The sequence below is a fragment of the Caulobacter sp. Root487D2Y genome, from assembly GCF_001427165.1.
In the GTDB taxonomy this organism is placed as follows: Bacteria; Pseudomonadota; Alphaproteobacteria; order Caulobacterales; family Caulobacteraceae; genus Caulobacter.
The window spans coordinates 344,260-357,139 of sequence record NZ_LMFD01000009.1; the positions used below are offsets into that span (position 1 = coordinate 344,260).

7 protein-coding genes are annotated in these 12,880 nt (G+C 67.2%); 3 read left to right on the top strand and 4 right to left on the bottom strand.

Annotated elements, in window-relative coordinates:
• The first annotated feature begins 22 nt into the window (after positions 1–22).
• Together ASD38_RS09135 and ASD38_RS09140 are read left to right on the top strand one after the other, a co-directional pair.
• A complete protein-coding gene (locus ASD38_RS09135; RefSeq protein WP_056442053.1) occupies positions 23–607 on the top strand; it encodes a HutD/Ves family protein in 585 nt (194 codons plus the stop codon).
• Positions 608–739: 132 nt separating this feature from the next.
• Positions 740–1,405, top strand: coding sequence for a M23 family metallopeptidase (locus tag ASD38_RS09140; protein ID WP_056459444.1), 666 nt, complete (start codon positions 740–742; stop codon positions 1,403–1,405).
• 153 nt (positions 1,406–1,558) lie between these two features.
• On the opposite strand, the gene ASD38_RS09145 is transcribed toward ASD38_RS09140, so the two are convergent.
• From ASD38_RS09145 to ASD38_RS09160, 4 genes are all read right to left on the bottom strand, one after another.
• Positions 1,559–4,396, bottom strand: coding sequence for a TIM-barrel domain-containing protein (locus ASD38_RS09145; RefSeq protein WP_442857023.1), 2,838 nt, complete (start codon positions 4,394–4,396; stop codon positions 1,559–1,561).
• A gap of 68 nt (positions 4,397–4,464) precedes the next feature.
• Complete coding sequence (locus ASD38_RS09150) at positions 4,465–6,123, bottom strand: DUF5597 domain-containing protein (protein ID WP_056459676.1); 1,659 nt, start codon at positions 6,121–6,123, stop codon at positions 4,465–4,467.
• Between the two features lie 134 nt (positions 6,124–6,257).
• Complete coding sequence (locus ASD38_RS09155) at positions 6,258–7,778, bottom strand: tryptophan halogenase family protein (RefSeq protein WP_056459677.1); 1,521 nt, start codon at positions 7,776–7,778, stop codon at positions 6,258–6,260.
• An 81-nt stretch (positions 7,779–7,859) separates the two neighbouring features.
• Positions 7,860–10,862 carry a TonB-dependent receptor gene (locus ASD38_RS09160; RefSeq protein ID WP_082554761.1) on the bottom strand — a complete coding sequence of 1,001 codons (3,003 nt, stop codon included), beginning with the start codon at positions 10,860–10,862 and terminating at the stop codon, positions 7,860–7,862.
• A gap of 281 nt (positions 10,863–11,143) precedes the next feature.
• Between ASD38_RS09160 and ASD38_RS09165 the strand changes: the two genes are divergently transcribed.
• Positions 11,144–12,880, top strand: coding sequence for an IlvD/Edd family dehydratase (locus tag ASD38_RS09165; RefSeq protein WP_056459448.1), 1,737 nt, complete (start codon positions 11,144–11,146; stop codon positions 12,878–12,880).

The following is a 12,880-nucleotide window of genomic DNA, read 5'->3' on the forward strand; positions in this document are numbered from 1 at the left end:
CCCCTCCTCGCGGATTAGATAGATGCGCGTCCTGAGAGCCGCCGACCGGATCGCCACGCCGTGGAAGAACGGCGGCGGCCACACGCGCGAGGTGGCCGCCTTCCCGCCGGGGGCGGACCTGGACGGCTTCGAGTGGCGGATCAGCCTGGCGCAGATCGCCGCCGACGGCCCGTTCTCGACCTTCCCCGGCGTGGACCGGGTGCTGACGGTGATCCAGGGCGAAGGGCTGCTGCTGACCGTCGACGACCGCATGCTGGCGCTGGACGCCGCTTCCCCGCCCCTGGCCTTTCCGGGCGAGGCGCGGGTCGCGGCCCGCCTGACCGACGGACCGATCAGCGACCTGAACGTGATGGTGCGGCGTGACAAGTGGCGGGCGCGGACCCGCAGGCTGACCGTGGCCGGCGCCAGCGAGGTGGCCGCCAAGGCCCGGGTGACCCTGGTCCTGGTCCTGGATCCGTTGCGCGTCCTTCGCCCCGGGGGCGCGATCGACCTGTCGCCGCTGGACGCGGTTCTGCTCGAACACGGCCACTCACACCTAAGCCTCGAGGGACGCGGCCGAACATTGATCTCCGAAATCACGGTCGACCCGGAGCATATTCCACAGTAAAGCTTCGACTATTCCGCGCGGCAGGCAAATCAACGCGCGACCTCCCGTCGCACGGAATTTGCCACGTCTTCGCCTTATCTGGTCGCTAGTCGGGCCAACGCTTTAGGCCTCAAAACGATCCAGGACGAATTAATGCAAGCATCGACAGCGAAGAAACTCGCCCCCCTGGCGCGCGGCGCGCTGGGCCTGGCCCTGGTCTTCGCTCCGATGGTGGTGGCGGCGATGGAGAACCCGCACAAGGCCCCCCGCGGCCCCTCGCCGACCCTGCAGCGCCTGCTGGCCGACATGGCCGCCAAGCCCCAAAAGCCGGTCCGCAAGACGCTGATCTGGAGCGGTTCGGACATCGACGGCGACGGCGCGCCCGACTTCGCTAACCCGACCGGCGGCGCGCCGCGCGGCCATGACGAGTTTGGCGACGGCCAGTTCGGCGCCCGCCGCGACGGCGGGGCCCGCGAGCACGAGGGCGTCGACTACGTGGCCCAGGCCGGCCAGGACGTCCAGGCCCCGATCTCCGGCTACGTCACCAAGATCGGCTACGCCTATGCCGGCTCCAGCGACCTGAAGTTCGTCGAGATCAGCAATCCGGCCCTCGGCTATGTCGCCCGCGCCTTCTACGTGACCCCCGGCGTCGAGGTCGGCCAGACCGTCCGCCTGGGCGAAACCATCGGCCGCGTCGAGAGCCTGCAGAGGCACTATCCGGGGATCACCAACCACGTGCACCTGGAGGTGATGGAGCCGGGCGGCGAGCGGGTGAACGCGGCGGCGCTGATCGTGAAGAAGCTGGTGGTTCAGGCGTAAGGTTCAGCGGCCAACACTTGCCCCCAACGGGTCGCTTCGCGACCCTCTTCCCCCACAGGGGGAAGAGGGCGCCGCGCGCGCGTCCTCCGCCCCCTATGGGGGCGGACAGACCGCGAAGCGGTCAGGTGGGGGCAAGTGAGTGAGCCACCTGACCTACTTCCGCATCACCACCACCGGCTGACCGGCATACGCCACCGTCTGATCCACCGTCTCGAAGTCGACCGGCTTGGCCCCGCCCCCGATGAACCGCACTTTGATCTCGCGGTTCTCGACCATCCCCTTGAACGACCCCGACCGCGCCCCGATCGTCAGCCGCCCCGAGGCGTTGTCGTAGCTCATCGGGATGCGGCTCCAGGCGCCGCGGGCGTAGCCGTTGCTGAGACCGTCGTCCTCGTAGAGCTCGAACGTCCCGTCGGCGCCGGTGTAGACCACCACGGTCAGCGGGGCGTCGGGCTTCTCGCCGACATATTGCTGGACCACCGTGGTCGGCACGATCGAGCCGGCCTTCACGAACAGCGGCATGCGCGACAGCGGCGCGTCGGCCTTGATGGTCTGGCCGCCCTTGAAAGCCTTGCCGCTCTCGAAGTCGTACCAGGACGCGCCGGCCGGCAGGTAGACCGGCCGCGAGCGAGCCTTGAACTCGGTCACCGGGGCGACTAGGAACGCCTTGCCGAACAGGTATTCGTCATTGACGTCGCGCGCCGTCTTGTCGGCCGGGAAGTCCATCACCAAGCCGCGCATGATGCTGCCGTCGCGCTGATAGGTGTCGGCCGCCAGGGTGTAGGTGTAGGGCATCAGCCGGTAGCGGAGCTCGTCGTACCAGGCCAGCGCCTTGTAGACCTCGGTCCCTTCGTCGGCGAGGTTGTAGATCTCGCGGAACGGGGTCTCGCCGTGACTGCGGAACAGCGGGCTGAAGGCGCCGAACTGGAACCAGCGCAGGTTCAGCTCCTGCCACTCGGCCCAGTGGGCCGGGTCCTTGTTGGTGTAGCGATCCTCGACCGAGAAGCCGCCGATGTCGGTGGTCCAGTTGGGGATGCCCGACATCGACAGGTTCACGCCGGCCGAGATCTGGTCCTTCAGGTCGTCCCAGCGCGCGACCACGTCGCCGCTCCACAGGGCCACGCCGTTGCGCTGGATCCCACCGAAGCCCGAACGCGACAGGATGAAGCTGCGCTTGTCGGGGTTCAGCTCATGCTCGCCCTCGAACACGCCGGTGGTGTGGATCAGCGGATAGGAGTTGAAGAACTCCGCGCCCGGGCCCATGGCCGTCGGCCCCATGCGCAAGGTGCGCTCGGGGATGTCGAGGTTGGAGTGCATGTCCGGCTCGTCGCTGTCCATCCACCAGGCGTCGACGCCGTAGACCTTCAGGCTCTCCTTGACCTGGCGCCAGTAGATGTCGCGCGCCTCCTTGGAATAGGGGTCGTAGAACGAGTTCAGATAGCCGGGGCCCACCCAGTCGAGCGCGCCCTGCTCGATGTTGCGGTGGTACATGTGGCCCTTGGCGTCGAGCTCCTTGTAGTGATCCGTGGTCGGATAGAACTTGGCCCAGATCGAGATCATGAAGTGGGCGTTGAGGTCGTGGACCTCGTCGATCATCGCCTTGGGGTCGGGGAAGCGCGTCTCGTCGAACTTGTGGCTGCCCCAGCTGTCGTCCTTCCAGTAGCGCCAGTCCTCGACGATGTTGTCGAGCGGCAGCTTGCGGGCCCGGTATTCCTTGACCACGCCCAGCAGCTGGTCGGCGGTCTCGTAGCGCTGGCGGCTCTGCCACAGGCCGTAGGCCCAGCGCGGCATCATCACCGCGTCGCCCGTCAGGCCGCGATAGCCGCTGATCACCTGGTCCAGGTCGCCGCCGCCGACATAGTAGTAGTCGATCGCATGGGCGACCTCCGAGGTGAGGGTCAGCGAATGCTGGTCGGCCGCCGCGATCGGGTTGTTGTGCAGCAGGGCGATGTAGCCGTCGTTGGGATCCCACTCGACGCGGATCTTGTGGCGGGTCCCGGCCTTCATCGGGACGGTGAAGTTGTGGAACCAGGGGTTCCAGTTCTGCCGCCACCTGTCGATCGTCAGCTTGCCGTCGACGTAGAGCTTGGCGTAGCTGGACGAGTAGAGCTTGAACTTCTGGACGCCGCCGACAGGGGCCTCGACCGAGCCTTCCCAAACCACGGTGGCGCCCTTGACCGGCTTCTTGTCGGGGCCCGTCAGCTCGGCCGGCCAGTTGGGCAGGTCCTTCAGATAGCGGTAGTTGATGTCCTGCTCGGTCCGGGTCAGCTTGAGCTCGCCCTTGACGTAGTACCTGGCGGTGAAGCCGCCCGGCTTGCCGGCCGCGTCGAAGATCTTCAGGTCGCGCGAGGCCAGGTCGTACGGCGTCGGGTCGCCGAAGCGAGTGATGCCGTTGTTCTCCCACAGCAGGCCGTAGTTGCGGGTCGACAGCACGAACGGCACGGCGATGTCGCGGTTGTACTGGGCCAGTTCGACGTCCTGGCCATTGTAGTTCATCTGGCCGTTCTGGTGCTGGCCCAGGCCGTAGAAGGCTTCGTCCGTGCCCGGATTGAACTGTTGGCTGACGCCGTAGAACGTCTTGCCGTCGATGGTCTCGGTCTTGAACGGACGCCGGCCGTTCTCGGCGAGGACCAGCTTGCCCGCCTCGTCGCGGAAGCTGACCGCGCCGTCCGCCAGGGACACCTCGGCCGCGGCCTTGCCGGCCTTGACCACCACCTTGCCGCCGGCCTCGCTGACCGTGAAGGCGCCGCCGGGCTTGGCCGTGACCATCAGGCTGGGCGGGACGTCCAAGCTGTCGGTCGGCGTGGCGGTGACGTGGATGACCCGCTCGCCCATCACCTGCAGCCGGACCTTCTTGGCCGGCCCCGAGGCGGGGGTGACGATCACGCCGTCGGCGGTCTTCTCGAACGCGCCGTCCAGGGCGAACGCACTGGTCGAGGCCATCAGGGCCAGGGCCAGGCCGGCGGCGAAGGTCTTCGGGAGCATGCGCATTGGGTCTTCCTATGGTCTCGATTTATCTGCGCCGATCCCCGCGCTCGCCGGGATGAGCGGGTTCAATGTCAGTACGTGGCCAGCTTGACCTTCAGCACCTGCGGCAAGGTCGTCAGGTTCAGGCCGTAGTCGGTCTGATCGCCGTTCCACAGGCGGTCGAAGACCCACAGGCCGTTCTCGAAGTGACCCTCCTCGACCCGGGCCATCATGAACCGCTCGCCCTTGGCCGAGCCGAAGCTGACGCGGGCGCGATAGCCGGTGACCAGGAACTCGTTGGCCGACAGCCGGGCGATCAGGGCCCCGCCGTCGGGGACCTCGCGATTGGGCTGCTTGTCGGCCTTGCCCATCCAGGGCGCGTCGATCGAGCCGAACTGCCATTCGCCGTACGAGACGGTGGCGGTCCAGCGGTCGCCCAGCTTCAGGGTCTCGGCCTTGCGGTCGTCGGCCTCGCCCACGCCCCAGACGTCGCCCGTATAGGACAGCCTGGCCCACTCGCGGGCCATCGGGGCCAGCAGGCGGTAGTGGACCGCGAAGTTCTCCAGCGCCTGGGCGTCGACCGTCTTGGCGCCGAGCGGGTAGTTGGAATAGCCCGTGTAATCCAGGCCAAACGGCGAGAAGCCCAAGGCGTGGGCGCCCAGCACGTCATAAAAGAACCGCGCGAAGCCCTTGTCGTCCCCGATCTCGGGCACGAACAGGGCGTTGTCGGGCCGCGCGTACTGCTCCAGCGTCTTCCGGACGTTGGCGCTCTCGCGCATGTAGATGTCGGGCGCGATGGCGTCGATCGAGGGCGCGGCGGCCTTCCAGACGTCCAGCACGTTCCAGGTCGGCCCGCCCGACGAGTAGGTGTACGGATCCTGGTAGTTGAAGGGATCGCGCAGGGCCGCGTTGACGTACATCGGCAGGGCCAGCTCGCGCTTGCCGGCGGCGGCGACCTCGTCGACGAACCGGCCGATCGACCAGGCATGGAAGAACTCGTCGGCGTCCTTGCCGAACACCTGGCTCCAGGTTCCCGGCTTCTTGCCCATCGCCTTGACCAACTGGGCCGGCACGGGCCCCTCGAACAGCTTCTGGGCGGTCGGCGAGTGGTCGCGGACGGCGTTGTAGGTGCCGGTCTCGTTCTCGGGCTGGATCATGATCACGGTGTGATCGGGATCGGCCGTCTTCAGGTGGCGCATCAGGGCGGCGAAGGCCTTCTTGTCGGCCTCCAGCGTGGCTGGGAAGTGCGGCGACAACGAGTTGCGGGTCTCGCCTTTGGCGGTGATCACCCGCGGGAAGCGCTTGTTGTCCAGCTTGACCCATTCGGGCGCGTAGTTCGGACCGTTGTTCTTCCAGGTCCCGAACCACAACAGCACCAGGCGCACGTCGTTCTCGCGGGCCTGTTTCAGCAGCACGTCGACATACGAGAAATCGAACTGCCCTTCGACCGGTTCGATCTGCTCCCAGGCGACCGGGATCTCCAGGGTGTTGGCGTGCAGGGCCTTCACGGCCGGCCACACCTTGGGCAGCTGCGAGGGATAGTTGGCGGCGTTGTTGGCCTGGACGCCCAGCATCAGGAAGGGCGCGCCGTCGACCATCAGGGCATGGCGACCGTCCTTCTCGACCAGCCTGGGGGCGTCCGTCGCGTGGGCGCCGCCGACGAACAGCGACGCGGCCGCGACAACGGCCAGGGCCGAGGCGAGGGGCGAGGCGAGCTTGCCGCGCGCGGAGGGTGAAAACTGGCTGGGCATCGGGCCTCCCGGTTCGTCGACGTTCCCGGGAAGCATCCCATCGCGGCGACTTTGTTAGCGCTATCACTCGTATAAGTATGATAATTCCTTGGCAAGGCTTGGGAAGCCTTTCGCCACGGTTTCGAGCCGCGGCGTCAGGCGTCCGGAGGCGGGTCCGCGCGGCAGTAGCGGGCGATGAAATCGGCGTGGCCGGGCGCGGCCTCGGCGGCCTGCCGCACCGCGCCCCGTCGCAGCTTCAACCCGTGCGACAGCTCGGCCAGGGGGATGGCGTCGGCGCGCCGGTCATAGTCCTTCGGCCAGACCTGCTGGCCCAGCAGCACCGACAGCCAGCTGGGCTCGAAGAAGGCCTCGTAGGTGTCCAAACCCATCGATCCGGTCGCGCGGAAGGTCTCCAGCGTCGCCTTGAGACTGTCGGGCAGGCTCATGGTCCGCACCGCGTCCCAGAAGGGCTCGCCCACCCGCTGGTTGGTGCAGTAGTGGGCGATCAGGAAGTCGCGGATCCGCTCGTACTCCTCGCCGCTCTTGGCGTTGAAGGCGTCCGCCAGCTTCGGATCGCAGGCCCGGTCGGGGAAGAACTCGATCAGGTGGCCGATGCCGTTCTGGATCAGGTGGATGCTGGTGCTCTCCAGCGGCTCCATGAAGCCGCCGGCCAGGCCCAGGGCCACGACATTGCGGTTCCAGAACTTGCGCCGCCGGCCGGTGACGAAGCGCAGGGGCCGGGGGACGTCCAGGGCCGCGCCGTCCAGATTGGCCAGCAGGGTCTGCGCCGCCGCGTCGTCGTCGATGTACTGGCTGCAATAGACATAGCCGTTGCCGGTCCGGTGCTGCAGCGGGATGCGCCACTGCCAGCCGGCGGAGCGGGCCGTGGCGCTGGTGAAGGGCGTCGGCGGGCCCACGTTCTGGCTGGGCACGGCCAGAGCCCGGTCGACCGGCAGCCAACGGCTCCAGTCCTCGTAGCCGGTCTTCAGCGCCCCTTCGATCAGCAGGCCCCGAAAGCCCGAGCAGTCGACGAACAGATCGGCTTCCACCCGCGCGCCGCTCTCCAGCACCACCGCCTCGACGAAGCCGTCGTCGGCGCGCAGGGCCACGTCGACGATCTTGCCCTCGGTGCGCCTGACGCCGTTGGCCTCGGCGAAACCGCGCAGGTAGCGGCCGTAGAGCGTGGCGTCGAACTGGAAGGCGTAGGAGTAGGTCGAATAGACCGAGCGCGGGTCGGGCGTCGGCGGGCGGAACCGGCCGAGGTCGGCCATCATCGTGACCAGCGAATGCTCCTGCAGGCCAGCGGTCTCGCCCGCCGCCCGCATGCGCAGCCAGTGGTGGTGCGGCGGCACGCCGTCGATCGGCGGGCCGAAGTCGCCGAAGCCGTGGAAATAGCGCGAGCCGGGCTTTCCCCAGCCGTTGAACTCGATGCCCAGCTTGAAGGTCGCCTGGGTCTTCTTGATGAAGTCGATCTCGTCCAGGCCCAGAGTGGCGTTGAACAGGCGGATCGGCGGGATCGTCGCCTCCCCCACCCCCACGGTGCCGATCTCGGCCGACTCCACCACCTCGATCGCCACGGGGGCGCCCTCGATGAAGCGCGACAGGGCCGCCGCCGCCATCCAGCCGGCCGTGCCGCCGCCAACCACGACGATCTTGCGGATGCGATTGTCGGTCACGCCGCTCTCCACCTGGAACCTGCGAAAGGAAAAGGCCCGCGCTTCATCGAAGCGCGGGCCCGATCCTAGTCCAACCTGGGCTTAGAAGTTGAGGCGCAGGGTGGCGGTGTAGCGACGGCCGCTGACGAACCAGGCCCGGCCGTTATAGCCGGTGTTCTGTTGGAGCAGCTGCTTGTACTTGCTGTCCGACAGGTTCTGGGCTTCGACGCCCAGCTGGACCTTGTCGTTGACCTTGTAGAACAGCGATCCGTCCAGCTGGCCGTAGTCGTCGGCCCACATCGGCAGGCCCCAGGTCTGGTTGTACTGACCGGTCTTGCTGTCGAAGCCGTTGGTGCCCTGGCCGCCGTTGACGTTGACGGCCTGCAGGTACTTCGAACGCCAGTTGTAGGCGAGGCGAGCCGAGATCGGACCCTTCTCGTACATCAGGGCGACGTTGTAGCTGTACTTCGACAGGTTCGCGAGCGGCAGGTTCGTGAAGCCCGCGCCGTTGGTGTCGATGCCGTACTGGTTCAGCAGCAGGGTCGAGGCCTGGCCCGAGGTGATGTTGCTCGGGGCCGGATGGACCGTCTGCTCGCTGTCCACGTAGGTGAAGTTGGCCTGGAGGCCGAAGCCCGACAGCCAGCCCGGCAGGAAGTCGTAGAACTGGTTGTAGGCGAGCTCCACGCCCGACGCCTTGCCGTCCGCGCCGTTGACCGGCGCGGTGGTCGAGAACTGGTAGATCTGACCGTTCGTCGAGGCGTAGGGCACGTTGTAGACCTGGTTGATCACAACGTCGCTGAGGTCCTTGTGGAACACGGCCATGGTCAGCGAGCCGGTCGGCGCGAAATACCATTCCAGGGTCGCGTCGAACTGGTTCGAGCGGGTCGGCTCCAGATAAGGGTTGCCGCTGGCGGTGCCGGTCAGGCTGCTGACCGCCGCCGTCCCCGTGCCGCTGATCGACTGGCTGATCGTGGTGTAGGCCTGCAGCTGGGTGAAGTCCGGACGGGCCAGGGCCTTGGCCGCCGCGAAGCGGGCCTGCAGCGTGTCGGTCAGCTTGATCCGCACGTTGAGGCTGGGCAGCACGTCGGTGTATTCGTTGTGGAACGTGCCTTCCTGCGTCGAGCCCTGGAACCTCGGGATCAAGCCCGCCGGGATGGACGGATCGAGCGTGGGCGTCGTGGCGCCGACGAAGGCGCCGGTCGCGATGTTCTTGGTCTTGACCACGCGCACGCCGAGGGTGCCGTCGACCGGGAACTTCAGGTCATCCCAGCCAAAGGCCGCCTGGGCGTAACCGGCCCAGGTGTTCTCGTCCTGCAGGTTCTCCGAACCCAGCCCGCCGTAGGCGGGAGCCGGCCAGACATAGCCCTTGTCGCTGAAGCTGTTGTCAGCCCGGAAGCTGTGCAGCAGCTTGTAGCTGTCGGGATAGCCCTGGGCCAGGGACAGCGCCGGGAACACCACGGCGGCTGGCAGGTTGGCCTTGCCGTTGAAGAAGTTCGGGAACTGGTAGACCGTGGTCGGAGCCGGATAGTCCGTCAGATAGGCCAGGTCCGGCATGTACCAGCCCAGCATCCAGGTCTGGCTGATCCCCTGCCAGTTGTAGGACGGGTTCGACTGGATCGTGGAGGCGTCGCGGTCGGTGTAGCGGGCGCCGAAGCGGATGTTGCGCAGCGGACCGGCGTCGAACTTGTATTCGACGTCGCCGCGCCAGGCCCACTCGTGACCCACGCTCTCGTCGGCGTGGTCCATGGTGAAGCCCCAGAAGTAGTTGGCGGGGTTGGCCATGTACTGCTTGTCGACGGACAGCTTCGGAACGTCGCCGGACAGATCGACGTCCTCGCTGGGGATCAGCAGGCCGGTGGCGACCGTGGAGTCGAAGCCGCGAGTCGTGGCGCGCACATATTGCACGTCGGTCTTGATCGTCAGCTTGTCGTCCGGAGTCCACTGGGCGTGCCAGGACACGTCGCTGGTCCGCGAGTTGCGGTCGGCGGCGCGGACGTCGTCGTTGAACGACATGCCGCCCGGCGCGCTCAGCGTGCCCTTCTTGAACAGGCCCTTGTCGTCGAACTGGCCGTTGGTCACGACCACGTCGCCCGGATTGAACACCTGCGAGAAGATCGCGTACTCGCCCCACTCCATTTCATACTTGGACTGGAAGTAGGTCAGCGAGGTCTCGAACTTGTCGCTCGGACGCCATTGCAGGGCGCCGAAGACCCCGGTGCGCTTGCGGTTGAAATCCAGGGTCCGCCATTGCAGGCCGTTGGGCACCCAGACGGTCTTGCCGGTGGTGTTCCAGCCGTTGCCGGTCTCGGTGGTGTCGTCGGTGGTGGTGGTGGTGCCCTGATTATAGACCGTGCCGTTCGGAGCGTGCGGGAAATAGGCTTCCTGCTGGATGCCGTCGGTGCGGGTGTGGCTTTCCGAATAGGCCACGTCGATCAGGGCGCCGAACTCGCCGACGGGCGTGTCCCAGCGATTGCTGATCAGCGCCGAGTACGAGGGCGTCCAGTCGCCCTTGGCGAGGTCGCCATAGGTGCCGGAAACGGCCGCGCCGACCTTCAGGCCCTTGTGATCGAACGGCATCTGGGTGCGCAGGTTCACGAGGCCGCCGATGGCGCCTTCGATCTGCTCGGCCGAGGGGTTCTTGTAGATGTCGACGCCGGCCATCAGTTCGGGCGGGACGTCCTCGAACGACAGCGCGCGGCCGCCGTTGGCGCCGAAGCTGTCGCGGCCGTTGAGCTCGGAGCGGACATAGCTCAGGCCCCGGATGTTGACGCCGCTGCCTTCGACCGAGAAGTGCTCGGGGTCGCCGCGCGACATGGTGTGGTCGATGGTGACGCCGACGATGCGCTGCAGCGCTTCGGTGACCGAGCGGTCCGGCAGCTTGCCGATGTCGTCGGCGCTGATGCCGTCGACGATTTCGGTGGCGTTCTTCTTGATCTCTTGAGCGGACTTGATCGCGGCGCGCTGGCCGGTGACGACGACTTCTTCGACCGTGTCCGCGGTCTGAGCCGGCGCCGCCTGTGCGAAGGCGGCGGCGGGCAGAGCGGCGCAGAGAACAAGCGCCGACGCGCCCATGAGCATGGCGTTGCGAGAATTGCGAAGCGGCATTCCGGTTTCCTTCCCCCAGATGAGATCCGTCCCAGCGCTCTCAGGGCGCCGGTGACGTGCGCCGCTATGGCGGTCGCACGATCTGAATCTGACCTTTAGTCATATAAGTGATACTTACAAGCCGAAATTGATAGCGCTATCATTTTGCTTCCTGGGGCGCGGCTTTGGCGCCACGGTGGCGGAAATCCCCGTGAATCCGCGGCGTTTGCAACCATCATTATTATACTATAAATGCCTGGCATGGACGCGAGTATCCGCGGTCCGTGGCGTCAAGGAAGAACATGGGTCAGGGAAACGGGGGCGGCAGGTTCCGCAGCGCTCACAGCTACGGAAAGCTGGATCGCGACGGGTTTATCCATCGCAGCTGGATGAAGAGTCAGGGCCTGCCCGACGACGTGTTCGACGGCCGGCCGGTGATCGGAATCTGCAACACGTGGTCGGAGATCACCCCCTGCAACGCGGGCCTGCGCGACATCGCCGAGCATGTGAAGCGCGGCGTCTGGGAAGCCGGCGGCCTGCCCCTGGAGTTCCCGGCCATGTCGCTGGGCGAGACCCAGATGCGGCCGACCGCCATGCTGTTCAGAAACCTGCTGGCCATGGAGGTCGAGGAATCGATCCGCGGCAATCCGATCGACGGCGTCGTGCTGCTGGGCGGCTGCGACAAGACCACCCCGGGCCAGATGATGGGCGCGGCCAGCGTCGATCTGCCGACCATTGTCGTCTCGTCCGGCCCGATGCTGAACGGCAAGTTCCGCGGCAAGGACATCGGCTCGGGCACCGACGTGTGGAAGTTCTCCGAGGCCGTGCGAGCCGGCGAGATGACCCTGCCGGAATTCATGTCGGCCGAGAGCGGCATGAGCCGCTCGCCCGGCACCTGCATGACCATGGGCACCGCCTCGACCATGGCCGCGATCGTCGAGGCCATGGGCTTGAGCCTGCCCTACAACGCCTCGATCCCCGCCGTCGACGCCCGCCGCGCGGCCATGGCCCACCACACCGGCCGCACCATCGTGCGCATGGTGCATGACGGCCTGACCATGTCGCGGGTGGCCACCCGCGCCGCGTTCGAGAACGCCCTGCGCGTCCACGCCGCGATCGGCGGTTCGACCAACGCCGTCGTCCACCTGCTGGCCCTGGCCGGCCGCCTGGGCGTCGAGCTGAGCCTCGAAGACTTCGACAACCTGTCGCGCGACGTGCCGCTGCTGGTCGACCTGCAGCCCTCGGGCCGCTTCCTGATGGAAGACCTGCACTATGCCGGCGGCCTGCCGGCGGTGATGAAGCAGATGGCCGCGTTTCTGAACCCCGAGGCCCCGACCGTCTCGGGCGTTCGGATCGGCGAGCAGTACGAGAAGGCCGAGGTGTTCAACGCCGAGGTCATCCGCGGCGTCGAGGCGCCCGTGAAGCCCGACAGCGGCATCTGGGTGCTGCGCGGCAACCTGGCCCCGGGCGGCGCGGTGATGAAGCCCAGCGCCGCCAGCCCCGAACTGCTCAGCCACAAGGGCAAGGCCGTGGTCTTCGAGACCATCGAGGACTTCAAGGCCCGCATCGACGATCCGGACCTGGACGTCGACGCCGGCTCGATCCTGGTGCTCAAGGGCTGCGGCCCCAAGGGCTATCCGGGCATGCCGGAAGTGGGCAACATGCCCCTGCCGACCAAGCTGCTGGAAAAGGGCGTCAAGGACATGGTCCGCATCAGCGACGCCCGCATGAGCGGCACCGCCTTCGGCACCGTCATCCTGCACGTCTCGCCCGAGTCCGACGCCGGCGGTCCGCTGGCCGTGGTCCGCGACGGCGACGAGATCGCGCTGGACGGCCCGACCCGATCGCTGAACCTGCTGATCTCCGATGAAGAACTGGCGTCGCGCCTGGCCGCCTGGCGCCAGAACCCGCCGGCGCCCAAGGCGACGCGCGGCTACGCCAAGCTCTACATCGACCACGTGCTGGGCGCCGACAAGGGCGCGGACCTGGACTTCCTGGTTGGCGCCAGCGGTTCGGTCGTCACCCGCGAGTCCCACTGA

Coding starts and splice junctions, on each gene's coding strand:
- ASD38_RS09135 (WP_056442053.1), top strand. CDS start 23: ATGCGCGTCCTGAGAGCCGCCGACCGGATCGCCACGCCGTGGAAGAAC.
- ASD38_RS09140 (WP_056459444.1), top strand. CDS start 740: ATGCAAGCATCGACAGCGAAGAAACTCGCCCCCCTGGCGCGCGGCGCG.
- ASD38_RS09145 (WP_442857023.1), bottom strand. CDS start 4,396: ATGCGCATGCTCCCGAAGACCTTCGCCGCCGGCCTGGCCCTGGCCCTG.
- ASD38_RS09150 (WP_056459676.1), bottom strand. CDS start 6,123: ATGCCCAGCCAGTTTTCACCCTCCGCGCGCGGCAAGCTCGCCTCGCCC.
- ASD38_RS09160 (WP_082554761.1), bottom strand. CDS start 10,862: ATGCCGCTTCGCAATTCTCGCAACGCCATGCTCATGGGCGCGTCGGCG.
- ASD38_RS09165 (WP_056459448.1), top strand. CDS start 11,144: ATGGGTCAGGGAAACGGGGGCGGCAGGTTCCGCAGCGCTCACAGCTAC.